Source organism: Collinsella aerofaciens (assembly GCF_040910245.1).
GTDB lineage: Bacteria > Actinomycetota > Coriobacteriia > Coriobacteriales > Coriobacteriaceae > Collinsella.
This window is the reverse complement of record NZ_JBDGAY010000007.1, coordinates 12,563-37,150: the sequence shown is the minus strand read 5'-3', so window position 1 is coordinate 37,150 and position 24,588 is coordinate 12,563. Positions and strand designations below refer to the sequence as shown.

Below are 24,588 nucleotides of genomic sequence, written 5' to 3'. Positions count from 1 at the left end.
ACATGCAAACCACCACAAAGGGGACAGGCACCTTTGTGGTGGTCGCGGTCTCTACTCCTTCGCCGAACCCGTGCTTCCCGATTCGGCGTTCCAGGGCATCTCATCCTCGAACAGCCATGTACGGGCAGACCCACTATCGCGTGCAGTCTGCGGGTCGGGCAAGCAGGTCTGTTCATAGGCATCTTGGATACACTGACCCATAAAATCGTTGAGCTCGGCCTGGTCGCCCTCCATGACATAGGCTGCATCGCCGTCCAAGATGTAAATACCCGGACCCTCATTGCCCTCGTAACCCGGATCGTACGAGACATCACATAACTTTGCGCCGTTTGCAGTGTCCAGCTCGATGGAAGAGTGACATCCGCCAACCATGTCGTTCGCTTTTGCCCGATAGGACGCATATCCGTACCAACGCTTAAATGTTTTGCCCTTGAGTAGCTCGGACGCCCTATCGATCAGGCTTGTATCCGTGGTATAGCGCATGGCCCCAAGCTGAATACTCGGATAATTGCTAATACCCAGCACAGCCGGCTGCTCATCAAAATCAACGGTAATGGTCTCGGGCTTGTCGTCGCCGGTCAGAAGTTCGACAGATTGAGCCACAGGCTTGACCAACGGCTCCGTCACCGCAGCAGGTAGAAATGCCATACCGACAGCGCCCGCGCCAACCACAGCGATCGCAAGCGCCAAGACAATCAATCCAATACGGGCAGAACGGCTCACGGCAAAACACCCCACAATGCAAACCTTCGCCACCTGCACTAATGATACCGCCAGCTAACACTATTACCAAAAGAAGCCGCGCGCTCCTCACCACCACAAAGGGGACAGGCACCTTTGTGGTGGTTTTCGACGCTAACGGTCGACCATCTCGCGCCATGAGATTAAACTTGAATTGTTCTCTGAACATATCCATTTCTGCCTATCCTCAACAGATCTTTGTCTCGAGGAGCGCATATGAAGCCGTCTCATTCCACCGGTCGCAACGTCATCGCCATTCTCGCCATACCCATCGTGATGCTCTTCCTTATCGTCATCACGCCCTTTTCTTTTGGTATCGCCTCGCCCTTCGATCTTTGCGGGATGATCGACGCCGGCTCGCGTGCCACCTCGCTCTCCTTTGTCTGCCGTGGCGTGTTCTACGAATATGCAATTCCCACCGGAAGTTGGCAGTCCAAGTTACCGTTGCTCGGCAAGGTCGACGGATGCTCCCCCTATTTCTGCCTTGAACCTCAGGCGCTAAACTATCTGATCGACGACCAGCCACTCGACTCCATCACCCTCGCCTACGACTACGCACCAAACACCGATGAGCGCCACATGAACCAAGTCCTCGACAAGCTGCTTGGACAGTGCGGGCTCACCGCGGAAGCCGGTCGAACCATCTATAGCAACCGGAAATTAAAGCGAACAGAACTCCGCCGTGTCGGAAAAATCAAAGGGCGAAACGGGGCCGCCTACTGGGATGCCTGGGCAACACGCGACAAGGGCGAATTCGGACACAGCACCTATATGGTCACTGTCTACACCAAAGACGGAATTAAGGACAATGTTGACGATTTCGCGTCATCCAAACTCGGCATCCCCAAAACAACCAAACCCGCCAGCCCGGATGAAATCCTGTAGGGACGCTCATTAAAATGCCGCCCAGCGATCACAATAACATCGAGCCCACCCCCACCACCACAAAGGTGCCTGTCCCCTTTGTGGTGATTTTCGGCTCCAGCGCTCAAAATCTCGATCTGTAACATCTAGCTGCCGTTTTTGACCCCAGATGTTACAGATTGAGATGAAATGCTCAGCGGCGCCCGTTTATCTAGATCTGTAACAACTACTCGGCAAATAAGGGTCTACCTGTTACAGGACAAGACAAACCGCGGACCGCCACAAAGGGGACAGGCACCTTTGTGGCGGTTTTCGACAAAAAGAAGCCGCCCCATTAACAGAGGCGGCATCAAGCAAGTCTATTTATTAGCGTCCCTCAAGACCCAACGAGAATGCAGAAATGTAGTCCGGGGCTCACCCTTTCCCGAACGCGACCCTCGCGAAGCGCGTGAGCGGGCGGGAAAGGGTAAGCCCCGGACGGACAATTAAGTGCGTTACTCGGCAGCGGCCTTGAACTTGTTGTAGTTGATCAGGCAGCCGGCCTTAACGATGGCACGCTCCTCGGTCGTCATGTCGGCAATATAGAGCTCAATCTGCTCGACCGTGCCGCCGGCGCGCACCACGTAGGCGGCGATATCCTTTAGGTCGCCGTCGAGCGCGGCGCGGATACCCGGCACAAAGACGTAGTCGCCCACCTCAAAGTTGGGCTCGGCCTCCATCTGGAAGGGCACCATGCCCCAGTTCATCACGTTGGAGCGATAGCGCTTGGTAGCGTACTCGTGGACGATGTTTGCCAAACCGCCAATTACGCGCTGGCAACTCGCGGCCTGCTCGCGGGCAGAACCGTCACCTGGCTTCTTGGCATAGAGCATGGAGCCGTACTCGGTCGTTTTGGCATCGGCCGCGACACCCGCGCCGGCCAGTGCTTCAAACACACCAGCAAGCTCGGCATCGAGCGCCGCCAGGTCGCCCGCGGCCTCACCGGCAACGCGACGCTTCTCCACGGCATCGACTTCCTTGGAACGACCGACGTAGGCCGGATCGCGGCGGCTGAGCGTAAACTCGGCCAGACCCAGCGGGTTGGAGCGGAAGGAGCTCGTCTCGCCCGAGGGGATGAGCTCGTCGGTCGTGGTAACCGGGTCCATGATCTTGGAGCACACCTTGAGCAGGATATCGTCGCCGAGCGGTTCCATCGCGGGCCACGGCTTGATGTTGGGGCCTTCGACCAACTCGTCAGCAGGCTCCGCCTTGCCAAAGCCCCAGTACACGCGCTTTTTGTACGGGGCGTCGTCAAAGGTGTACTCGCAGGCCTCGTCCCAAGTCTCCTCGGGCAGGTCGGTTGCCGGCGTCAGGACGCCACCGTTGGCAGCCGTCGCCGCAATGGAGCGGGCGTCCATCAGGGCTACGGCACTCAGCTGGCCATTACCCGGCTTGGAACCCTCGCGGTTGGGGAAATTGCGCGTGGTGTGGCGGATCGAAAGGCCGTTGTTGGCAGGCGTGTCGCCGGCGCCGAAGCACGGGCCGCAGAATGCCGTGCGCACAATCGCGCCGGCCTCCATAAGGTCGTAAATATAGCCGCGGCGCGTAAGCTCGAGTGCCACGGGCTGGCTCGTAGGATAGACCGACAGCGAGAACTCGCCGCAGCCGGTGTTGGCGCCCTTGAGCACGCGGGCAGCCTGGACCACGGAATCGTAGTTACCGCCCGAGCAGCCGGCGATAACGCCCTGCTGCACGTGCAGCTTGCCGTCGACGATCTTGTCGAGCAGGCTAAAGTGCGTCTTGCCCTCGCCGATCTTGGCAGCCTCGAGCTCCACCTCATGCAGGATGTCCTCGAGGTTCTCGTTGAGCTCGTCGATCTCGAAGCCGTTGGAAGGATGGAACGGCAGCGCGATCATGGGCTTGATGCTCGACAGGTCGACCTCGACGCAGCCGTCATAGTAGGCGACATCGGCGGGCTTGAGCTCGCGGTAGTCGTCGCCGCGGCCGTGCATGGTCAAAAACGCGTGTGTGTCCTCGTCGGTGGCCCAGATGCTCGACAGACAGGTGGTCTCGGTGGTCATGACATCGACGCCGTTGCGGTAGTCGGTCGTCATGCTCGCGATGCCGGGGCCCACAAACTCCATGACCTTGTTCTTGACGTAGCCCTTGGCAAAGACGGCGCGGATGATGGCGAGCGCCACATCGTGCGGGCCGACGCCGGGGCGCGGGGCGCCCGTGAGGTAGATGGCGACAACGCCGGGATAGGCAACATCGTAGGTGTCACGCAGCAGCTGCTTTGCCAGCTCGCCGCCGCCCTCGCCCACGGCCATGGTGCCCAGGGCGCCGTAGCGGGTGTGCGAGTCGGAACCCAGGATCATCTTGCCGCAACCGGCGAAGTTCTCACGCATAAAGGAGTGGATGACGGCGATGTGCGGCGGAACGAAGATGCCGCCGTACTTCTTGGCCGCGGAAAGGCCAAAGACATGGTCGTCCTCGTTGATGGTGCCGCCCACGGCGCACAGCGAGTTGTGGCAGTTGGTGAGCACGTAGGGCAGCGGGAACTGCTCCATGCCCGAAGCGCGCGCCGTCTGGATGATGCCGACAAAGGTGATATCGTGGCTCGCCATGGCATCGAAACGAATCTTGAGCGCCTCGGGGTCGCCGGACGTGTTGTGTGCCTGGAGGATCGAATACGCGATGGTGCCGCGCTTGGCGTCCTCGGGTGTCTGCGTAATACCGCGCTCGGCAGCCTCGGCCGCAGGCACAACCTCGCTGCCGCCGCGCAGGTAGATGCCGTCCTCGTACAGCTTAACCATACTGTCTCCCACTCTGCCCGAAAGGCTCGGGCGCATAGCATACATTCGTTCAATATCGTGCCATAGAACGGTTGCGAGTGGGTTACGAATCTGCGCGTTCACTTTATCTCGGTAAAGTAAAGGACGAGCCCGGTGTGAGCAGGCAAAAATGATCCCTTGGGGACGGAGGAAAACGGATCATTGGGTCAGGCCGACCCCCTCAGTGATCCGTTTTCCTCCGTCCCCAAGGGATCATGAAGTTGAATGCCAGATTGCCCGAATGCATCCCGCGTAACTACAAATCGGTTCCCGCACCCAGCAGCTTGCGCATGACCTGTTCGGGGTTAACTGAGCCGTCGCGCGGGGCCAGGGCGGTGATCTTCTTCTGCATCTTGTACTCGTGTAGCTCGTCCTCGAGCTGGCGAACGCGGGCGCGGAGCTTCTCGTTCTCGCGCTCGCGCTCCTCAGCACGCTCCTTCATATCGAGGATGCGTACCACGCCGGCAAGGTTGATGCCCTCGTCGGTGAGCTGGTTGATGAGCTCCAGGCGCTCGATATCGGCACGCGAATACAGACGCGTGTTGCCGCCCGAGCGCTGGGGGTTCACCAGGCCCTTGGACTCGTAGACGCGCAGGGTCTGCGGATGCATGCCGGTCAGCTCGGCCGCCACGCTGATCATGTACAGCGGTTTGTTCCTATTGTCCTCGGCCATGCTACCTGACCCCTTTCCGTCTCGTTATCGTCCATCATAAGCCCGCGGGCGCGGGCGTGCGCCGCGACCGCCCTAGTACGTCGCCTTGTAACGGTTGACCTTCTCGCGGTAGTCGCGCGTGTCGGCCTCGCGCAGCTTGGTCATGGCATCGCGCTCGTCATCAGACAGGTTCGTGGGAACCTGCACCTTGATCTCGACGAGCAGCGCGCCTGTGCGGCCACGGTGCTTAACGTCGGGCGCGCCCATCTCCTTAAAGCGGAATTTCTTGCCCGTCTGGGTACCCGCGGGCACCTTCAGACGAACCGTCGCACCGCCGGGCGTCGGCACGTCCACCGTGCAGCCGAGCGCTGCCTCATAGACCGAGACCGGTACCTCCATGGTCACGTCGGCACCTTTACGCTTAAACAGCGGGTGCTCCTCCACGTGCGTGGTCACGACCAGGTCGCCGCGCTCGCCGCCGGCAACGCCATACTCGCCGCGACGCTTGTAGCGCAGTTTGCCGCCGTCGACCGCACCCGCGGGCACCGAGACCGTAATGGTCTGTTGCTCGCCTGTCGAGGGAATGCGGTAGGTGACCTTGTGCGTCACGCCGCGAAACGCGTCCTCGGCCGAAACATCGACGGTCAGCGACAGGTCGCCGCCCTTGCGAGCACGGCTGCGGCCCGCGCCGGCACCGGCAGCGCCCGCAGCCCCGGCAAAGCCCGAGCCCCAATCGCTGCCCCAAGCGCCGTTGCCGCTAAAGATGCTGTCGAAGATATCGCCCCAGCCGCTGGCGCCCGCGCCGGCACCGTAGCCGCCGCCATACGCGCCGCCCGCGCCCGGCATGCCGCCAAACATGAGCATCTGGTCGTACTCTTTGCGCTTCTTCTCGTCCGAAAGCGTCTCGTAGGCCTCGCTGATCTCCTTAAACTTGGCCTCGTCGCCGCCGGCATCGGGGTGATATTTTTGCGCGAGCTTGCGAAACGCACTCTTAATCTCTTTGTCGGAGGCGCTCTTGGATACGCCCAGGATGTCATAGAAGGTTTTGCCTGCAGCCATCGTAGCTCCTCTCCTGTTATATCCGCCGCCCCTGCGGACGGCGGCTCATACTGTCATATGGCACTAGGCCAGAAAGGGCCCCGGGTGTTGCCCCGGGGCCCTTCTCAATTACTCCTCGGTGCTCTCGGCCGTATCGGCCGTAGCATCCTCGGGCGCCGCTTCGGGCTCCGGTGCGGGGCGCTTCTCGCCACCGTAGGTCACCGTCACCATCGCGGAGCGCAGAATGCGATCCGCCATGCGGTAGCCCTTCTGGTACACATCGTTGACGGTCTCATCGTACTGCGATGCGTCCTCGACGCGACCCACAGCCTGGTGCTCGAGCGGATCGAACGCCTCACCCTTGGGATCGATGGGCTCAACGCCCTCGTGCGCAAACACATCGAGCAGCTTGGCATGTACCGCGTCAACGCCATCGACGAACTGCTTAAAGTCGTCGGAAAGCTCTTGGCTGCGGGCATGGTCGATCGCGCGCTCGATATCGTCGATCACCGGCAACAGCGCGGTGACGAGCTTCTCGGTCGCGCGCTCGCGCTCGGCGATGCGCTCGTTGGCGGTGCGGCGACGGAAGTTCTCCCAGTCGGCCTGCAGACGAGCGGTGCGCTCGGTAGCGTCCTTCGCCTTGTCCTCGGCGGCCTTCTGAGCCTCTGCCGCAGCATCGAGCTCATTGCGCACGTCGGCAAGCTCCTTTTGGGCCTGCTCGAACTTGAGCTTAAAGTCGTTGTCGGCGGCTTCCTCACCGGCGCGGATAGCGGCTTCCACCATCTCGTCCTCGGTCATCGTCGCCTCCTTGTTGGAATCCTCTACCTGGTTCTCGGCAGCCTCGGCGGCCGGGGCCTCATTGACCTCGGTATCGTCTGCGGCCTCTACGGGAATCTTCACGTCCTTCTCCTCAGAGTCAACGGGGGCGGCGCCGGCGGCAGCCGCCTCCGTGCGAGCTTTACGGGCGGACATGATTACTTGTCCTCGTCGTCCACGACCTCGTAGTCGGCGTCGACTACGTCATCGTCGGCAGGCTGGGCACCAGCGGCACCGTCGGTCTGCTGCTGAGCGTCGGCGTAGACAACCTGGGCCAGCTCGTAGGCCACGGACTGCAGGGACTCGCCGGCGGCCTTGATGGCCTCGACGTCAGAGCCCTCGAGCGCCTTCTTGGCGTCGGCGATAGCGGCCTCGGCCTTGGACTTCACGTCGGCGGAAACCTTGTCGCCCAGCTCGTTGAGGGTCTGCTCGGTGGAGTAGCACAGGCTGTCGGTCTGGTTGCGGACCTCGACCTCTTCCTTCTGCTTCTTGTCCTCCTCGGCATGAGCCTCGGCGTCCTTGACCATACGATCGACTTCGTCGTCGGACAGAGCGGTAGAGCCGGAGATGGTGATCTGCTGCTCCTTGCCGGTGCCCTTGTCCTTAGCGGAGACCTTGACGATGCCGTTGGCGTCGATGTCGAAGGTGACCTCGATCTGCGGCACGCCGCGGCGGGCAGCCGGGATACCGGTCAGCTGGAACTTACCGAGCGACTTGTTGTCGCGGGCAAGCTCGCGCTCGCCCTGGAGCACGTTAATCTCGACGCTGGTCTGGTTGTCGGCAGCGGTGGAGTAGACCTCGGTCTTGGAGGTCGGGATCGTGGTGTTGCGGTCGATCATCTTGGTCATGATGCCGCCCATGGTCTCGACGCCCAGCGACAGCGGGGTAACGTCGAGCAGCAGGATGCCCTCGACGTCACCGGTGAGCACGCCGCCCTGGACGGCAGCGCCGTCGGCAACGACCTCGTCGGGGTTCACGGACATGTTGGGCTGCTTGCCGGTCATGGTCTTGACGAGCTCCTGGACGGCGGGCATACGGGTGGAGCCGCCGACGAGGATGACCTCGGTCAGATCGGAGAGCTTAAGCTTGGCGTCGCGCAGGGCGTTGGTGACAGGCTGCTTGCAGCGCTCGAGCAGGTCACGGGTGATCTTCTCGAACTCGGCGCGGGTCAGCGTGTAGTTGAGGTGCAGCGGGCCGGACTGGTTCATGGTAATGAACGGCAGGTTGATGGTGGTCTGCTGGGCGGCGGAGAGCTCCTTCTTGGCGTTCTCGGCGGCCTCCTTCAGACGCTGCAGGGCCATGGGGTCCTGACGCAGGTCGACACCGTTCTCCTGCTGGAACTTATCGGCCATCCAGTCGATGACGCGCTGATCCCAGTCGTCGCCGCCCAGGTGGTTGTCGCCCGAGGTGGACAGGACCTCAAACACGCCGTCGGCGAGGTCGAGGATGGAGACGTCGAAGGTGCCGCCGCCCAGGTCGAAGACCAGGATGCGCTGGTCGGTGCCCTGCTTGTCCAGGCCATAGGCCAAAGCAGCAGCGGTCGGCTCGTTCACGATACGCTTGACGTTGAGGCCAGCGATCTTACCGGCGTCCTTGGTGGCCTGACGCTGAGCGTCGTTGAAGTAGGCCGGGACGGTGATGACGGCGTCGGTGACGGTCTCGCCCAGATACTTCTCGGCGTCGGCCTTCATCTTTGCGAGCGTCATGGCGCTCACCTGCTCGGCGGTGTAATCCTTGCCCTCGATGTCGACGACGGCACGGCCACCCTGGCCCTCCTTGACCTCATACGGCACGGTCTTGATCTCGGAGGTGCACTCGGAGTACTTGCGGCCCATGAAGCGCTTGATGGAGAACACGGTGTTCTTGGGGTTGGTGACAGCCTGGTTCTTAGCGGCCTTACCCACGACACGGTCGCCGTCGGCACGGAAGCCCACGACGGACGGGGTGGTGCGGTCGCCCTCGGCGTTCACGATAATGGTCGGAGAACCGCCCTCGAGAACGGCCATTGCGGAGTTAGTAGTACCAAGGTCGATACCAAGAATCTTACTCATTAGAAATTCCCTCTCTCTTTTGCGTTCGCGCCGCCTCGACGATCTGTCGCGCGGTGTTTCGGCTTGTCTTTCAGGATGTAGTGTATCCCCTTATGGGCCGGAATATACAAAATCTAAGTCAATTCATATAAGATTTCTTATTGCTGAGAGTTTAGGTTCACAAATGCGCAGGTAGACGCACTGATTGAGTTCTCGGCAAATCTATCGAGATCTATGTAGAGATGGCTGAGGTTTGGGCCCGAGGCCGCATGGGGTGGCTTGAGGCGACCCCGGGGGAAAGCGCGACCTGTTTCACGGCTAAATAACGGGATGCGCTTTCCAAAAGCTCGCTCAATAGCTCAATATTTCAAGTCACCTTTAGCTAACATTTGCGCAGCTCAACGGCCCCACCTGCACGTTTTTTAGTAAACCTTGGCATACTCGGCGAACGGTATGAAGATGCCGGCCAGAGGGTATTGCAAACGGTCGCTCCCGTGGTATGTTTTTGCCCGAATCAAACCGGCGCGCATCGTCTGTAGCGTCGGTCAACAGAGAGGAAACTACCATGGCTCATCCCGTAATTGATGCCGACGAGTGCATCGCTTGTGGCGTTTGCGTCGACACCTGCCCCGCTGGCGTTCTGGAGCTCCAGGACGTCGCCACCGTCGCTGACGAGGACTCCTGCGTCGCCTGTGGCGCTTGCCAGGACGCTTGCCCCGCTGGCGCGATCACCGAGATCGTCGAGGAGTAACAACTCCCCACTTGCACACTCAAAAGTACACCGTGCACAAAAAGGAGGCCTCCGCATCGCCGCGGAGGCCTCCTTTTGCTTATATGGGCAGCTAATTTGGAGCGGGACCCTTGGCAGTTGCGGTGGAATAGTTCCTGTTTTATGGCTTGGGTGCCGATTTAGGAACTATTTCACCGCAACTTATAGATGCGGCGTCGACTAGGACAAATCGTCCTCGTAGGGCATGAGGTCTGCCAAGTAGCCTTTCTCCTTGAGTATGGTCTCGATCTCGTCGAGGGTCTGCTCGTCCTCCGCCGCGATGCGATGGAAGTGATAGCCGCTCGTCACCGTTAGTAACGGGAAACTCTTGCCGCTGGCAATGCCCTCAAGATAGCGCTCGATATCGCGACGGTTGCGAATGTCCAGATCGGCTGTGATCTTGCCATACACGCGATGGTTGACGATTACATTGAGCACGGCACCACCCGCGTCGACGATGCTCGTGAGCTCGTCACCTGCCTGCTCCACGCCATGGTGCACCTTGACCAGGCGCGTGGGCACGGCGGGGCTGCTGGGGGCCTCCTGCAGCACGTAGCCGCGATTGGTCGCCACGATATCGTGCCCATCGGCGCGCAGCAGGGCGATGTCTTGCACGACAATCTGGCGGCTCACACCCACCTCACGAGCAAGCGCACTGCCCGAGACGGGCTCTTTGGCTCGCTCGAGCACGCCCATGATGGCACGGCGACGCTCGCGGGCGTCCATTATTTACCGTCCAACAGACGCAGGTGCTTAAGCGAGAGGTCGAGAATCGGCGCAGAGTGCGTCAACGCCCCCGAGCTGATAAAGTCAACGCCCAGGTCGGCGAGCGCGCGGATATTGCTGGCATCCACATTGCCCGAGCACTCGGTCTTGGCGCGACCGGCGATAAGCTCAATCGCGGCAGCCATGTCGTCGTGGGTCATGTTGTCGAACATGATGATGTCGGCACCGGCCTCCACGGCCTCGTGTACCATGTCCAGGTTCTCGCACTCGATCTCGACCGTCGCGGTAAACGACGCATGGGCGCGCGCCATCTCAATCGCGCGTGCCACGCCACCGGCGGCGTCGATGTGGTTGTCCTTGAGCATGACAGCCGTCGACAGGTTATAGCGGTGGTTGCTGCCGCCGCCGATCTCGACCGCGGCCTTCTCAAAGACGCGCATGCCCGGCGTGGTCTTGCGTGTGTCGACGAGCACGGTCTTGGTGTCCTCGAGCGCAGCTGCCATCCGATGCGTGTAAGTAGCGATGCCGCTCATGCGCTGCAGGTAGTTGAGCGCCACGCGCTCGCCCGAAAGCAGTACGCGCGCGTCGCCGCGCACTTGGCCCACGTGGTCGCCGGCGTGCACCTCATCGCCATCGACGACATCAAACAGCACCGAGCTCTGCGGATCCAGCAGCTCAAAGGTGCGAGCGAACACGTCCAGGCCGGCGATGATGCCATCGGCCTTGGCGATGAGCTCCACCGTGGCGGGACGCGCCGTGGGGCACACGCTCGCCGTGCTCACGTCCTCAAACGTAATATCCTCGCGCAGGGCCTGCAGGATCAGATCATCGACGACGAGCTTCATGGTAATGGGATTCATGGTCTACTCCTCCACGGCCTGCGTGCCGGCGGCACGGGCCAAATCATCGATTGCCAGGGTGTCGGCGCTCAGGGCGCGATGACGGCCATCGAGCGCGGGATCGCCCGCCTGCTCTACGACCAGTGACTCGCCGGTACGCATGTACCACGCGGCGCGGCGACCCCAGACCAGTGCCTCGAGCAGGCTGTTTGATGCAAGGCGGTTCTTGCCGTGAACGCCGTTGCAGGCCGTCTCGCCCGCGGCGTAGAGCTCGGGCATCGAGGTGCGGCCGTCCTTGTCGACCCACACGCCGCCCATAAAGTAGTGCTGCGTGGGCGTGACGGGAATGGGCTCGTCCAGGATGTCGCGGCCGTCCTCCAGGCAGCGTGCGCGGATGTTGGCGAAGTGCCCGGTCACCACGTCGCGCTCGACGGGGGCAAAGCTCAGCCACTCGTGCTCGGTGCCGTCCTGCTTCATCTGCTCGCGAATGGCGGCGGCGACCACATCGCGCGGCTGGAGCTCATCGGTAAAGCGCTCGCCGGCGGCGTTGAGCAAAATCGCGCCCTCGCCGCGGCAGCTCTCGCTGATCAGGAAGGTACGGCCCGGCTGCGGCGAGAACAGCCCCGTGGGGTGAATCTGCACGTAGTCCAGGTGCTCCATCTTAATGCCATGCTCCTGAGCGATGTAGCAGGCATCGCCCGTGAGCTGCGGGTAGTTGGTCGAATGGTCGTATACGCCGCCGATGCCGCCCGTCGCCCACAGCGTGTGGCGGGCATGGATCTTAAACGGCTCGCCGGCATGCACGCCCTCGGCGGCATTTGCCAGTTCGTCGGCGGGACGAACCGAGTTGTCCTCGTCCACGGGAACGGCGACGACGCCGGTGCACACCGTGGCGCCGTCACGCTCGCCCGTCAGGATGTCGGTCATGGCCACGTGCTCCAAAATCTGCACGTTATCCAGCTTGCGAACGGCCTGGAGCAGCTTGGTTGTGATCTCCTTGCCCGTAATGTCGGCATGGAAGGCAATGCGCGGGCGGCTGTGCGCGCCCTCGCGGGTAAAGTCGAGGCTGCCGTCGGCCTTGCGCTCAAAGTCCACGCCCATGGCCAGTAGGTCGTTAATAACCGAGCGGCTCGAGCGGATCATGATGTCGACGCTCTCGCGGCGGTTCTCGTAGTGGCCGGCGTGCATGGTGTCCTCAAAGAAGGCATCGTAGTCCGAGCCTTCGGGCAGTACGCAGATGCCGCCCTGCGCGAGCATCGAGTCGCACTCATCGATAGCGCCCTTGGAGAGCATGGTCACGCGCGTGCTCGTCGGCAGATTGAGGGCCGCGTACAGGCCCGCCACGCCACAGCCGGCAATGACGACGTCGCACTCCATGTCGGGGTATTGTTTGGTTTCCACAGGAATCCTCTCCCTTGTAATGTGACATAAGGGACTGCCCCTCATGTCACATCGTTCTAGCGCGCCGCGTACTCGAGCATGCGGTCGAGCGTAATTTTGGCCTGGTCGGCCGCCTCGTCCGACACGCCGATCTGTACCTCGCCCTCGCCCGTCTCCAGGCATCGCACGAGCTTTTCGAGTGTGATGAGATCCATGTTGACGCAGGTGGGCTGCACCGCGGGAAAATAGAACTTTTTGCCGGTGCCCTCGCAGCGGCGCTCGAGCTCGTAGAGCACGCCGCGGACCGTCACGATGATGAACTCACTCGCGTCCGAATCCTCGGCGTACTTGATGATGCCGGCGGTGGAGCCGATGTAGTCGGCCTCGGCAAGGACGTCGGCCTTGCATTCGGGGTGCGCCAGCACGAGCGCGTCGGGATGCGCCTCCTGCGCATCGACGATCTGCTCGACGGTGATGATGTGATGGCGCGGGCAATAGCCATTGTTGAGGATGACGTGCTTTTGCGGCACCTGCTCGGCTACGAAGCGGCCCAGGTTTTGATCGGGGATGAACAGGACGTGCTGCTGCGGCAGCTCGGACACGATCTTGACGGCGTTGGAGCTGGTGACGCACACGTCGCTCCAGCTCTTGATCTCGACCGTCGAGTTGACGTAGCAGACCACGGCAAGGTCGTCGCCGTACTCGGCGCGCGCCGCATCGACCGTCTCGCGCTTGACCATGTGCGCCATGGGGCAGTCCGCGCCCGGCTCGGGCAGCAGCACGGTCTTGGTGGGGTTGAGCAGCTTGGCGCTCTCGCCCATAAACTCCACGCCGCACAGCACGATGGTCTGCTGCGGCAGGCTCTTGGCGAGCTTTGCCAGGTAGAAGCTGTCGCCGACGTAATCGGCAACGGCTTGGACCTCGGGCGCCACATAGTAGTGCGCCAGGATCACCGCGTCACGTTGGGTTTTTAGTTGCTGAATGGCCTCGACAAGCTCTGCGGGCACCAGTGCCGCGCGCTCCGTTGCCGTCGTTGCCGATGCTAGGCCAGCCGCGATATCGCGTGCAAGCTCCGACGCATCCATGTTCGCGCTCTGTGCCATCAAGGCCCCTCTCTTTTGGCGAATCTTGGGGCTTTAGTATGACACCTAGGTTTACAGCTGACAAGACAGCTGTAAACCTAGGTGTAAAGTTGAACTAAAGATTCAATCATGCGGCAGGTCCATTTTCGAACTGGCAAGCTGAGGATAGTCGAAAATGGACCTGCCGCACGGTTCGAGCAGCCCGTTTTGTCTTGGCCCGAGAAGCGGTAGGCATAAAGCGGGTCCGGATTGCTCGATCCGGACCCGCTGGGGACTGGCATGCGGTTAAGCGCGGCGCTTCATGGCCCACGCCAGCAGCAGAGCTGCCACACCGGCAGCGAGTACGGCACCAGCCATGACGTACGCGCTGTCGCCGGACTGAGGCAACGTCTCCTTGCCAGCCTTCTTCTTAGGCTTGGAAGTCGTAGTCGTGGTGGTCGTAGTCGCGGTGGTCTGGCCAGGAGCGGGCTTGGCAGCCTTGGCAACGGTGAAGGTCGTCTCGGCAGTGCCCGTGGCCGAAACCACGCTCAGCTTGTGTTCGCCCACGCCGAGCGTATTGAGGAAGCTCGCCTTGAGCGTCACGATCGTGGAGCCCTCGGTGAGCACGTAGTTCTCGGCGGCGACCTCCCTATCGTCGACCAGCACCTTCTGGAAGAACTCGATCGGCGCGCTCGAGCGGAAGCTCAGGTCCTTGGCGGCGTCGACCACCATCGTCTGGCCCTTGCCGTCGATGATCTCGGGTGTCAGAATCGCGATCTCCTCGGACTTGCCCTTCTCACGGCAGACGGTGCACTCCTGGTGCTTCTTGCCCTTGGTCTCGGTGGTCGCCGGCGTATCGACGACCCACTCAAAGGTATGCTCGGACTTGTCGAGGACTTCGCCGCAGCGGCAGACATGCCAGTGGTTCTTGGCGTCGTGTGCCCAGCCGGAGCCGTCGGGCTCGTGCTTAAGCACGCCCTCGACCGTCACATTCACGTCGTGCTCGACGTCCTTAAGCTCAAAGGTGCCGGCGTCGGAGAGCTTAACGGCCTTACCGTCAACCTTTACGGCGTAGTCCTTGCCCGCAAAGTACGCACTGTCGATGCTCATGGCGAGCTTTGCGGAGCCGTGCCAGTCGAGCTCGGTTGCCGTCGAGGTGAGCGTGTATCCCACCTGGTTGTCCGGCAGCGTCACGACGAGCTTGCGGCCCGCCTTCACGGTAACCTCGGTAACGGCAGAGGCGTCGTAGTTGGTCTTGGCCTGGTAGCGCACCTCGTACATGCCGGCGGCGAGGTCTTTGAGCTCGGTCACGCCCTCGCCCACGGCCTGGTACTCGGCGGCGCCCTGAGCGCGCCACTCCATGGTGCCGTCGACGCCCGTTATCTTGCCATCCTTCTTGCCGCTCGCGGTCTCCGCCTCGGCCTGGACCACCGGCGCGTCCTGCGCGGCATTCTTGATGGAGAACTCGCACGTCAGACCCCCGACAGGCAGCGTGTAGTTGCCCGCAGCCTTGCCCGTCAGCTCGGCGAGGGTCGCCTTATAAGAGGTGCCGACCTCGGTCTGAGAGCCCTCGACGGTCGCGCCGAGGCCATCATTGCCGATAACATTGCCGAGCGTGGCCACAGGGCAGTGCTCCCTGCCGTCATAGGTGAACTCGGTGGTGCCCCATGTCACAGTGAGCAGACGCTGGTTGATGGTGAACGTGCCATCGACGAACGTGATGCTGTAGTTGGGGTTTGCACCCTCGGGCTGCGTCAGCTTCAGAGCATAGCCGCCCTCGCGCACGCCCTCGTCCTCGTCGCGCTCAATCTCAATACCCTGAAGGCTCTCACCCTCGACAAGCTCACCGGATGTGATCGCCCACGTAAACACGGGGTCAGCCTCGCCGTACGTCTTGGAGGAGTCGTCAGCTGCGACCGTAATCGCGCGCGGCTTGACCTCGAGCGTAACCTCACCCTCGGCCTTCACACCGTCGATCGTCACCTTATAGGAAACAGTCAGTGTGCCGACGTCCTTGATCTTGGGGGCCTCGGGAGACCAGTTCTTGCCGTCGGTGCTGTACTGGGCCGTCGCGCCCTCGGGCAGGCTCGTCGCATCGACCGTGTGATACGCACCGTCGTACTCGTCGGAGTAGCCGGCGATAGCAGCGGCAGGAATCTCGTCTGCAGGCAACGCATGTCCACAGACCGTGCACTGCTGATGCTTGGAGCCAGCCTCGGTTGCCGTGGGCGCCTTGTCGACAACCCACTCAAAGGTGTGCGTGGCCTCGTCGATTTTCTCGCCGCAGGTGCACTCGTGCCAGTGCGTATTGTCGTCGGAGAGCCATTTGTCGTTCACGGCCTCGTGCTTGTGCACGCCCTCGACCGTGATGGCGGTATTCTCCTCGACATCGCTCAGGACGAACCTTCCGCCCTCGTTCTTCTCGAGAACCACACCGTTTGCCTTGACAGCAAAGTCGTCGCCCGCGTAGTAGCCATCGGAGATCTTTACCGAGAACTCCACGCTTTCGTGCCACTGCAGTCTGTTCGGGCTATGCCACACTATCGAGTACGCGTCATTTTTCTCGGAAAGGCTGACGTTCAGGTACTTGCCCTTGCCGACATGCACTTCCACAGGCGTGGACGGCATGTAATTATCGGTCTCGGCATACCAGACCTGGTAGTCGCCAGCGGCAAGATTCTCAATCTTACCGTCTTCGGAAACCATGGTCTCGCCATCGGCGTCCCCGGCTTCGGTGCGGAACAGGCGGTAGGCAACGCCGCCGTGCGCGCCTTCAATCTTGCCGTCGCACTTGCCACGGATGGTTTCGGCGGTAGCCTTCAGGCCCTGGGGTTTCTCCTGCTCGACCTTATAAATCGTGTAGGTATACTCAAGGTTTTCGGTAGGAAGGGCGTAATTCTTGATGACCTCGGGGTCGCCGTCGAGGCCCGTCACCTTTGCCGGATAGCTGCCGGCATCGATGCCCGTCGCGTTCTCGACCTTATAGGAAACCTTGCCCTCGTCACCCTCGGCAACATTGCTGACCGTGACCTTGGGGCCCTGAGGCTTGCCGTTATAGGTATACGTTCCGACCGTCCAGCCAACACCAATTTGGCGCTTGGTGATCTCGAACGTGCCGGTCTGGAGAAGCGTCAGTTCATAGTTACCCTGTCGGATCTTGTCCACCGTGTTGAGGGGCTCGCGCTGCTCAATCGTCAGCTTATAGGTGCCCACGTTCTCGCCGGGCTCACGGTGAATCTTGAGCCAAGAGAGCGACTCACCATTGGGGATCGTGCCCTCAACGGCCTCGAGTTTAAAGTTCGGATCGTCATAACCGTACACCTTTGAAGCATCCATGGGCTTCACCGTCACCGGACAGGGATCGACCTTAAGCTCGACTTCGCCCTTGCAGGACTCACCAGACACGAGCTTTGCCTTAAACTCGAAGGTCTTGGTGCCGGCATCGCGGATGCTCGGAGTCGTTTCGAGCCACAGCGTATCGCCCTTCATGCGATACTGGATAGATGCGATGGTATTGGTGTCAACCGTCACGCTGTGCCACTCGCCATCGTAGGTGCCCGAGTAGCCCTTGATGCCGAAGGCGGGGATCTCGACAGGCTCGCGCTCGTAGCCGCACGTCTTGCAGCGCTCATGCTTGGAACCGGGCTTATCAGCCGTAGCGGCCTGGTCGACGACCCACTCAAAGTCATGCTTTGCGCGGTCAACGTCCTCCTTGCCACAGGTGCAGGTGTTCCAGTGTTCGGCGTCGTCGTGTTTCCAACCGCTACCGTCGGCCTTCTTAGGGCCGTCCTTAACCTCAACCGTCAGGGCCTCGGAGGCGTTATGGTTACGGTCGGCCTTAAGGCGAACGCTGTATTTGCCAGCGGCGAGGCCCTTAACCGACGTCTCGCCTTCGGCAATCCACTGATAGTCGCCGGCGGCCTCGGCTTTCCATTCGTAGGTGTTATCAATCACGTCGATGCTGCCATCCGCCAAGGCATGCCCGGTCGCGGCCGTCGTCTTGACATCCTTGGGAGCGGCCTGATCGGCGGGGGCGATCTTGATCTTAAGCTCTCCCTCCACCGGCACGTAGTCGGGTGCGGTAATGCGGTACTTAATTGTCTCGGCACACACGTTGTCATAGACATCGCGCGTGACATTGGTATAGGAGGGGATTCGGTCTTCGTACAGCAAGCCACCATCGACACTATATTCGATCTGCATGCCCTCGGGGGCGTTGTCGACCGTCACCGACGGCGAGTGAGCCTTGCCATCATAGGTGCCGTCAAAGCCCTTGGCCTGAACATTCTCGAACTGCGTGCCGTAGATGCTCCAGTAGAAAAACTTGCAGGAGTAAATTGACTCGTAGGATGCGAAGTTTCCCAGGCCCCAGAGCTGGCTCCGGTACGCACCTGGATCTTTCTCCGAAACCGATTCGCCCCAAGCGAGGCGTTCGAAATCGACGCCCTCTTTAAGCTCAATCCATTCGTCGCCAAGCTTATACGTCACCTTAATGCGAGGCGTTATCTCCTCGCCCGTCCACTTATAAGACGGAACGTCGTTGAGCACGTCACCGTTGCTGAACCTGACGCTATCCTTCAGCTTGTCGTAGCCGATGACTTCGATCTTGCAAAGATCCTTGCGGTTGGAGTCCTTCTCCGCAAGCGAGGCGGGGTTGATCTTGAACACGCGCTCGAGCGTAACATCGCTTTGTCCCTCGATGGCAACCGTCGCCACCACGCGATAGGTGCCCGCATCGCACGGCTGCGACCCTTCCATCTCGATGCCCACGGTGTCATTCTCATCCGCGCAACGGTAAAAGCGTGCGCACACAATCTTTACCTTGCCCTGGGTCACAGCGTTGTCCTTTTGAGACGGCTTAGTCGTAGCAAGCACGGCGTCGCGCTGTTTGCCGTTGTAGGTAAAGCTCAGGTCGCCTCTCTTGGACGACATCAGCGAGATCGTCTCGCCGTCCCTGGAGTAGACACAGTGTGAGGCCTCATACTGTCCTTTGCACGTAGCCGCGATGCTGTACCCATCCTTGTTGGCGGAATAGGTCCACTCGTGCTCGTGCTTGCGATGGATGACCTTGACCTTGTCACCGGTAACGTCGTATGCAAGGTCGGCGTTGGCAAGCTTGAGCCTGCTCGCAAGATCCTCCTGCGAAAGATCGCTCGTGCCAAGGTTCACATACTCATAGTAGTAGTACTGCTTATTGGACTCGGGATCGAACTTGGTATCGTCGACAGACAGGACGGCTTCGCCCGCAAAAGACTTATCGACGTGAACCTTACCGTAGCTACCGACATCGGACGCATCGACACCCTTCGCCTTGGCCGTAGTGACCTTCGTGTTGCCAGCGAGCGTCACAGAGCCGAGAGCGTATACAGCGCTACGCAGCGAGTCCTGAGCGTCGAGTTTATGACCATAATCATCATAGAAGGGAGACACATACAGGTCGTCGATAGTCGAACTCTCGATAGTGCAAGAGGCATCTGCCGCCACCGCAATACCGCTCGTCATATGCATCTTATAGTCTTTAGTCATGTATTCGCAGGGGCCATCCCACGAAGTCGAGCCCGTATCTGGCGTAGAACGAATGCTGCAGTTCTTCACCGACAGGTCAGCGTTCCCGACAACAATATTGCCCGAGTGCAGATGATTGCCCTCGACCTTCAAGTAGTCGCATGCAATCATCGACTGGGTATTGTTTTCGAACTTGCAACCGTTCAGCGTTACATGGGGCCTGGCGTTTCTTCCGACTACGCTCAGGGCGCCAACACAGTCGTCGGCGTTGTTGCTAAAGGTGCAATTGGTAAAGGTCGCATTAACCGCAACCTGAGAACCGCGAATAGTAACCGGAGCAGGAGATGCAGTGTAGGTGTTCTTGTCGTTGCAATAGCTGCTCCGGCCGTTCTCTACACAGTTCCAACCGCTGACATTCACGTTCGTGAAGCTGGCCGTCTCCCCCGCACCCATGGTTCCATAGAGCGTGATCGCCCGATCGGTATCTTTGTTACCAGTCTTTGAAACAAGCTTGAGGTTTTTCACGGTAAGGTTGAGGCTTTTGCCCGTGCTCGGCTTATCGATGCCGCCGTGTGCCCTGTAATCGTTACTGTCGCTCAAAAACGTTTTTCCATCGCAGCGAACCACAGTCGAGCTGCCTGAATCGCCGATGAACTCGACATAGCCGCCCTTGAGCACAAAGAGCGGGTGCTGTGAATACGTAAGGTCGCGCTTGACGGTCAGCGGACCGCCCAGAGACGAGCTGTCGGTGAAATATAGGCGGGTCGGATTCTCCTTGGTGCCGCCCTCGACCTCATAGTGGTCGATATCAACCGTGCCGGCAAGGACATAGTCCTCGCCGGCCTTAAGCACTACAGGCTTATCTTTCTCGTAGTATGACAGGTCATCCTTCGACCTTATTGGAAACGTCGCGCCCTGCGGATACGCCTCCGCTACCGTAGGCGTGGCGAGCGTCGTCGCCGCACCCCCAAGCGCCAGCGCTGCAACCAGCACGCAAGCAGCAAGTCTGCGCATCCCCATCTTCTTCTCCCTCATCATAGCTCCCCTTACCCCTATGCTTTCGCAATGTTCGTTATCGCCTGGCGCCGGCGGCCGGCATGATTCCCCGTCCGACCGCCGGCATCGATTGACATGTGTATCCATGGAGTATTGTGCGGTCGTCAAAACTGACGCCCTGCCGCTTGGCGCGAGTTGCACGCCTTGGGGCGCAAATGGGACACGCCTCCGCGGGCGGCGCGCACCCAATGTGGCAAAATCGAACTACTAAGGGGGCTCGAATGCTCAAGATTATCGCCTGCGACGACGACGTCGCTTTTCTAGATAGACTGCACCGGATGATCGACCGCTGGTCGACCGAGACGGGCACGGCAGTCGACGTTGCGCTCGTCACGCGCGGCGAGGACCTGCTGGCCCGCCATGCCGCATCGCGTGCCGACATCATTCTGCTCGACATGATCATGCCGCTCGTCAACGGCATGGATACCGCGCGGGAGCTGCGCCAATCCGACACCGCCGTGCGCCTGGTGTTCCTCACCTCATCGCCCGAGTTCGCGCTGGAGTCCTATGAGGTCCGCGCCTTCGACTACCTGCTCAAGCCCGTAACGTACGAACGCCTGGCGCAACTGCTCGACGAGCTTTCGAGCATGCGACCCGCCGTGACCGATGAGCTCGTGACCAAAACGTCCTTTGGCTACCATGCCCTGCGCCTGTCCGATATCGAATATGCCGAGGCCCGCAACAAGCACGTGGTATTCCACCTGCGCGACGGGCGCGACATCGAGGCGCTCGAGCCGTTCCGCAACATCGAGGACCAGCTGGCCAAAAACGCAAGCTTCTTTAGATGTCACCGTAGCTACCAGGTCAACCTGCGCAATATCGACCACTTCAACCGCACGGATATCGTCATGCGCTCGGGCGCTTGCATCCCGCTGGCGCGCAGCTGCAAGCAGGGTTTCCAGGATGCCTACTTTGCGGCACGGTTCGAGAGCGGGAGGCGCTGATGCTCCCCACGGCCGAGATGATGCTTTGGGCAATTCACCACGCAACGACCCTGCTTTTTGGCGTTTTTGCCTCGGCGGCGCTCTGCGGTATCGAGATCAACCGGCGTCATGCGCTTGAGCTCGTGATGGTCAGCGCCGTAACCGGATGCACATTCGGCCTCGCCAATGCCGTCGGCGGCGAGCTTTTCGCCCGTCAGGTATATCCGCTCGTCGTGCATCTGCCGCTCGTCATCTATCTGTGCGCGCGCTATCGCCTGAGCCCGCTGCTCGTTATGCTGGGCGTCACCAGTGCTTATCTGAGCTGCCAGTTCAGCAACTGGATGGGCATGCCGCGCTCGCCGCCACCGACTCGCAAATCGCGTACTACGTGGCACGCATTATCACCACGGCCGTCGTCTTTGCAATCCTGCTGCATTGGGCCAGCGACATCGGCCCGCGCCTGGCGGTTAAAAGCCCCACCGAGCTCGAGATTCTACTCATCCTGCCGCTCGTCTATTACATCTTTGACTACGCCACTAACGTCTACACCACGCTCTTCCACTCGGGCTCCGTGGTGACGGTTGAGTTTTTGGCGTTTGCGCTTTGCGCGTTCTACCTTATGTTTCTTGCTGTGTATCTGCGCGAATACGAGGCAAAGGAAACCGCCGAGCGCGAGCGCTGGATGCTTGCGACCCGCGACAGCGCGGCCATCAAGGAACTCGAGGCCTGGCGCCAATCTGGACGTGAGCTTTCGGTCCTCCGCCATGACATGCGGCACTTCCTGCGCGGCCTTGCGGCTTTGATCGAGGAGGGCCGCATCGACGAGGCACTCGAGCGCATCGACGAGCTCTGCGAGACGAACGACCGCACCGCCGTGCGCCGCTACTGCGCCAACGACACGGTCAATATCGTGCTTTCGTCATTTAGCTCCGATATCAACCGAAACGGCATCACCGCCGATTTGCGCGCCGCCGTGCCCGAGAGCGTCCACGTAGCCGACGTCGATCTGTTTAGCGTGCTCTCTAACGCCCTGGACAACGCCATCGTCGCCGCAAGCGCCGCTCCCCAGGGCAAGCGATTCGTCGATCTGGACCTGCGTTGCGAGGACGGGCAACTGCTGCTTTTGGTCTCCAACACGTTTGGGCGCCCGCCGCGCATGGTCGACGGCATGCCCGTAGCCGGACACACCGGACACGGCTTTGGAACCAAGAGCATTAAGCTTGCCGTCGAACGCATGAACGGCAACTGCCAGTTTCGCATCAACGGCGACCGGTTTGAGCTGCGCGCCGTGATGTAAGGGCGCGACAAGTCGGCGCCGCGCTCGACCCGTCAGGGCCGCCTTACCGGCTCCGGTCCGCTACAGCGGCGCGGCTGCCGGGGTCAGCTGCTTGATGTATGCCCACATGCGCTGCTTGGCGGCTTTGTCAGTGAGCGCCGCCTCAAAACCGTCGAGCGCGAGCACGCGACGACCCTGCACATGGGCGACCAAGCCGGGCTTGAGCATGGCGGTATCGAAGTCGTCGATTGCCACGAGCATGTCGGCATAGGTCTCGCGCATGGTATCGGCCGCGCGATCGTCCAACAGCAGGACCGCCTCGGGGTCCAAGGCCTCGAGCGCTTCGCGGAACAGCTCGCACGGCAGGCCCTCGCCTATCGCAACCGCTCCGTCGCCCGCGCCGGCAACACTTGCCAGCACGCAGAAATCCTCGGGCGCGTAGCCGATGGCACCGAGCGCCTTGCGCAGCGCGGCGCCGTCTGGACCGGCAGCCAGCTCGCCGCCCGCACGCTCGGCATCGTCTAAATCACCTTTTACCAGCACAATCGGCGAGCACGCGTTGCCCGCGATACGCACACCGCGACCCGCGAGCGATGCGAGCTCCTGCTCGGTCGCCTGGGCGATGGCTTCTTTTTTCTGGCTTTGTGACGTGGGCATGTGCTCTCCAATCGTTTGCATGCCCACCATTATATAAAAGAGCCGACCGCGAGTGCTTGCTTTGCGGACCGTTGGGTATAAGCACGGTCGTACTGAGTTTTACGCGGCCGAGCCGCGTCGCACTATGGAGGTCACCATGGCTGACATTAAGCAGATTACCCCCGAGAACTTCGATTCCGTCGTTAACGGCAACCTTCCCGTGCTGGTTGATTTTTGGGCACCGTGGTGCGGTCCCTGCCGCTCGCTCTCGCCCATTGTTGATGAAGTGGCCGACGAGCTGGCCGGCAAACTTGCCGTCGCCAAATGCAACGTCGACGACAATCAGGACCTGGCCATGAAGTTTGGCGTTATGAGCATCCCCACGCTGGTTGTCTTTAAGAACGGCGAGGAAATCGACCGCTCCGTTGGCGCGCTGCCCAAGGCCAGGCTGCAGGCGTTGCTTGAGAAGCACCTGTAATACGCCGCTCATGTGCTGCCGTCCATGAGCGGTTTTGCGCCGCTCACCGGAGAGCCGGGTGCTGCGCCCGCGACCACGGATAGTATGGTAATCACAAACAGCCCCCAGTGAACGGGTGCGGGTCAGACGGACTCGCACCCGTTTTCTTATGCGGCGATGCGCAAAGCGGGCGTAGTAGAATCTGAACCACCGAATAGACCCGTACAAAAGGAGATTTCCCATGCATGACGTCGGAATGAACATGAGCCAGCTTGCCATGAGCGTCAAGCAGGTCGACGACACGATCGAGCTCGCCCACGAGTGGAGCCATCAGCTGCTGCATGCAACCGAGAACTTTGATATGGAGCGCATTGGTGCCAAGCTCGAGGCCGCCATGGCAGCGCTCCACGAGGCGCACGACGCACTCGAGGGCTACGAGGAGGCCATCGAGGCCGACCACAACTCCGTTGGCTCCGTAAAGCTGGTGTAGCGTGGCCGAGCACGAGCACACCTGCGGGCACGAGCATTCGCACGGGCCGACCGGCGACGCGGGCTGCCGTTGCAGCGGCTCCGCCTCCGAGCTGGTCCGTTTTTCGGTCACCGCGCCCGACGACCTGCTGCGCCGCTTTGACGAGCAGATCGCACGCCGCGGTGACGTGGCCAACCGCTCCGAGGCCGTGCGCGACCTGATTCGCGCCTCGATTGCCAAGGAACAGATGCGAACGCCCGACGAGCAGGTCATCGGGTCGCTCACCATGATTTACGACCATCACACCGGCGACCTGACGCGCCGCCTGGACGAGGTGCAACACGACTACACCGACGAGATCGTATCGACCATGCACGTGCATCTGGATCACCACAACTGTTTGGAGATTCTGGCACTTAAGGGTCGCGGCGAGCGTGTCTACGAGCTGGCTGACCGTCTGCTGGGCCTGCGCGGCGTTAAACACGGCGAGCTCACCTGCGCCGCCACCGAGCAGAGCCTGGGGCTGTAACAGCACAC

20 protein-coding genes are annotated in these 24,588 nt (G+C 61.0%); 7 read left to right on the top strand and 13 right to left on the bottom strand.

Annotated features, from left to right (window positions below):
- Nucleotides 1-51: 51 nt before the first annotated feature.
- On the bottom strand, nt 52-723 hold the full coding sequence (locus tag AB5Z20_RS04030; RefSeq protein ID WP_368156356.1) for a hypothetical protein: 672 nt from the start codon (nt 721-723) through the stop codon (nt 52-54).
- A gap of 234 nt (nt 724-957) precedes the next feature.
- Here AB5Z20_RS04030 and AB5Z20_RS04025 point away from each other — a divergent pair, with 234 nt between their 5' ends.
- Nucleotides 958-1,626 carry a hypothetical protein gene (locus AB5Z20_RS04025; protein ID WP_195232853.1) on the top strand — a complete coding sequence of 223 codons (669 nt, stop codon included), beginning with the start codon at nt 958-960 and terminating at the stop codon, nt 1,624-1,626.
- 473 nt (nt 1,627-2,099) lie between these two features.
- Here AB5Z20_RS04025 and AB5Z20_RS04020 read toward each other — a convergent pair whose 3' ends face one another.
- The 5 genes from AB5Z20_RS04020 to dnaK form a co-directional block, all read right to left on the bottom strand.
- Nucleotides 2,100-4,400 carry a hydratase gene (locus tag AB5Z20_RS04020; protein ID WP_368156354.1) on the bottom strand — a complete coding sequence of 767 codons (2,301 nt, stop codon included), beginning with the start codon at nt 4,398-4,400 and terminating at the stop codon, nt 2,100-2,102.
- Between the two features lie 274 nt (nt 4,401-4,674).
- A complete protein-coding gene (locus AB5Z20_RS04015) occupies nt 4,675-5,091 on the bottom strand; it encodes a heat shock protein transcriptional repressor HspR (RefSeq protein WP_117746523.1) in 417 nt (138 codons plus the stop codon).
- A gap of 72 nt (nt 5,092-5,163) precedes the next feature.
- Nucleotides 5,164-6,129 carry a DnaJ C-terminal domain-containing protein gene (locus tag AB5Z20_RS04010; protein WP_006235211.1) on the bottom strand — a complete coding sequence of 322 codons (966 nt, stop codon included), beginning with the start codon at nt 6,127-6,129 and terminating at the stop codon, nt 5,164-5,166.
- Nucleotides 6,130-6,237: 108 nt separating this feature from the next.
- Nucleotides 6,238-7,080 (bottom strand): nucleotide exchange factor GrpE, encoded by an 843-nt coding sequence (locus AB5Z20_RS04005; protein WP_320676777.1) that lies wholly within the window; start codon nt 7,078-7,080, stop codon nt 6,238-6,240.
- A gap of 2 nt (nt 7,081-7,082) precedes the next feature.
- Nucleotides 7,083-8,975, bottom strand: a complete 1,893-nt coding sequence (dnaK, locus tag AB5Z20_RS04000; RefSeq protein WP_055310046.1) for a molecular chaperone DnaK — start codon at nt 8,973-8,975, stop codon at nt 7,083-7,085.
- A 544-nt stretch (nt 8,976-9,519) separates the two neighbouring features.
- Here dnaK and AB5Z20_RS03995 point away from each other — a divergent pair.
- Entirely contained in the window at nt 9,520-9,705 is a 186-nt protein-coding gene (locus AB5Z20_RS03995) for a DUF362 domain-containing protein (RefSeq protein ID WP_118080210.1), read from the top strand.
- Between the two features lie 198 nt (nt 9,706-9,903).
- On the opposite strand, the gene AB5Z20_RS03990 is transcribed toward AB5Z20_RS03995, so the two are convergent.
- From AB5Z20_RS03990 to AB5Z20_RS03970, 5 genes are all read right to left on the bottom strand, one after another.
- A complete protein-coding gene (locus AB5Z20_RS03990; RefSeq protein WP_368156352.1) occupies nt 9,904-10,449 on the bottom strand; it encodes a transcription repressor NadR in 546 nt (181 codons plus the stop codon).
- The gene (nadC, locus tag AB5Z20_RS03985; protein WP_368156351.1) at nt 10,449-11,309 is read right to left on the bottom strand and encodes a carboxylating nicotinate-nucleotide diphosphorylase; all 861 of its coding nucleotides are present in this window, start codon (nt 11,307-11,309) and stop codon (nt 10,449-10,451) included. The genes AB5Z20_RS03990 and nadC overlap by 1 nt, the downstream gene beginning before the upstream one ends.
- 3 nt (nt 11,310-11,312) lie before the next feature.
- Nucleotides 11,313-12,689, bottom strand: coding sequence for an L-aspartate oxidase (locus tag AB5Z20_RS03980; protein WP_368156349.1), 1,377 nt, complete (start codon nt 12,687-12,689; stop codon nt 11,313-11,315).
- A gap of 56 nt (nt 12,690-12,745) precedes the next feature.
- Nucleotides 12,746-13,771 carry a quinolinate synthase NadA gene (gene nadA, locus AB5Z20_RS03975; RefSeq protein ID WP_368156347.1) on the bottom strand — a complete coding sequence of 342 codons (1,026 nt, stop codon included), beginning with the start codon at nt 13,769-13,771 and terminating at the stop codon, nt 12,746-12,748.
- 264 nt (nt 13,772-14,035) lie between these two features.
- Nucleotides 14,036-20,269 (bottom strand): MBG domain-containing protein, encoded by a 6,234-nt coding sequence (locus tag AB5Z20_RS03970; RefSeq protein WP_368156346.1) that lies wholly within the window; start codon nt 20,267-20,269, stop codon nt 14,036-14,038.
- Between the two features lie 242 nt (nt 20,270-20,511).
- Here AB5Z20_RS03970 and AB5Z20_RS03965 point away from each other — a divergent pair, with 242 nt between their 5' ends.
- Nucleotides 20,512-21,234: a LytR/AlgR family response regulator transcription factor gene (locus tag AB5Z20_RS03965; protein WP_368156344.1), complete on the top strand. Its 723-nt coding sequence runs from the start codon at nt 20,512-20,514 to the stop codon at nt 21,232-21,234.
- Here the strand turns inward: AB5Z20_RS03965 and AB5Z20_RS03960 are convergent.
- Entirely contained in the window at nt 21,198-21,452 is a 255-nt protein-coding gene (locus AB5Z20_RS03960) for a hypothetical protein (protein ID WP_368156342.1), read from the bottom strand. The two genes, AB5Z20_RS03965 and AB5Z20_RS03960, sit on opposite strands and share 37 nt — an antisense overlap.
- Nucleotides 21,453-21,601: 149 nt before the next feature.
- Here AB5Z20_RS03960 and AB5Z20_RS03955 point away from each other — a divergent pair, with 149 nt between their 5' ends.
- The gene (locus tag AB5Z20_RS03955; protein WP_368156341.1) at nt 21,602-22,510 is read left to right on the top strand and encodes a sensor histidine kinase; all 909 of its coding nucleotides are present in this window, start codon (nt 21,602-21,604) and stop codon (nt 22,508-22,510) included.
- Nucleotides 22,511-22,570: 60 nt separating this feature from the next.
- On the opposite strand, the gene AB5Z20_RS03950 is transcribed toward AB5Z20_RS03955, so the two are convergent.
- On the bottom strand, nt 22,571-23,146 hold the full coding sequence (locus AB5Z20_RS03950) for a hypothetical protein (protein WP_368156339.1): 576 nt from the start codon (nt 23,144-23,146) through the stop codon (nt 22,571-22,573).
- Nucleotides 23,147-23,282: 136 nt separating this feature from the next.
- Here AB5Z20_RS03950 and trxA point away from each other — a divergent pair, with 136 nt between their 5' ends.
- The 3 genes from trxA to nikR all read left to right on the top strand — a co-directional run bounded on the left by trxA (nt 23,283) and on the right by nikR (nt 24,580).
- Nucleotides 23,283-23,603: a thioredoxin gene (gene trxA / locus AB5Z20_RS03945; RefSeq protein WP_368156337.1), complete on the top strand. Its 321-nt coding sequence runs from the start codon at nt 23,283-23,285 to the stop codon at nt 23,601-23,603.
- A gap of 220 nt (nt 23,604-23,823) precedes the next feature.
- A complete protein-coding gene (locus AB5Z20_RS03940; RefSeq protein WP_006235225.1) occupies nt 23,824-24,072 on the top strand; it encodes a hypothetical protein in 249 nt (82 codons plus the stop codon).
- A 1-nt stretch (nt 24,073) separates the two neighbouring features.
- Nucleotides 24,074-24,580, top strand: a complete 507-nt coding sequence (gene nikR, locus AB5Z20_RS03935; RefSeq protein WP_117583644.1) for a nickel-responsive transcriptional regulator NikR — start codon at nt 24,074-24,076, stop codon at nt 24,578-24,580.
- Nucleotides 24,581-24,588 lie beyond the last annotated feature (8 nt).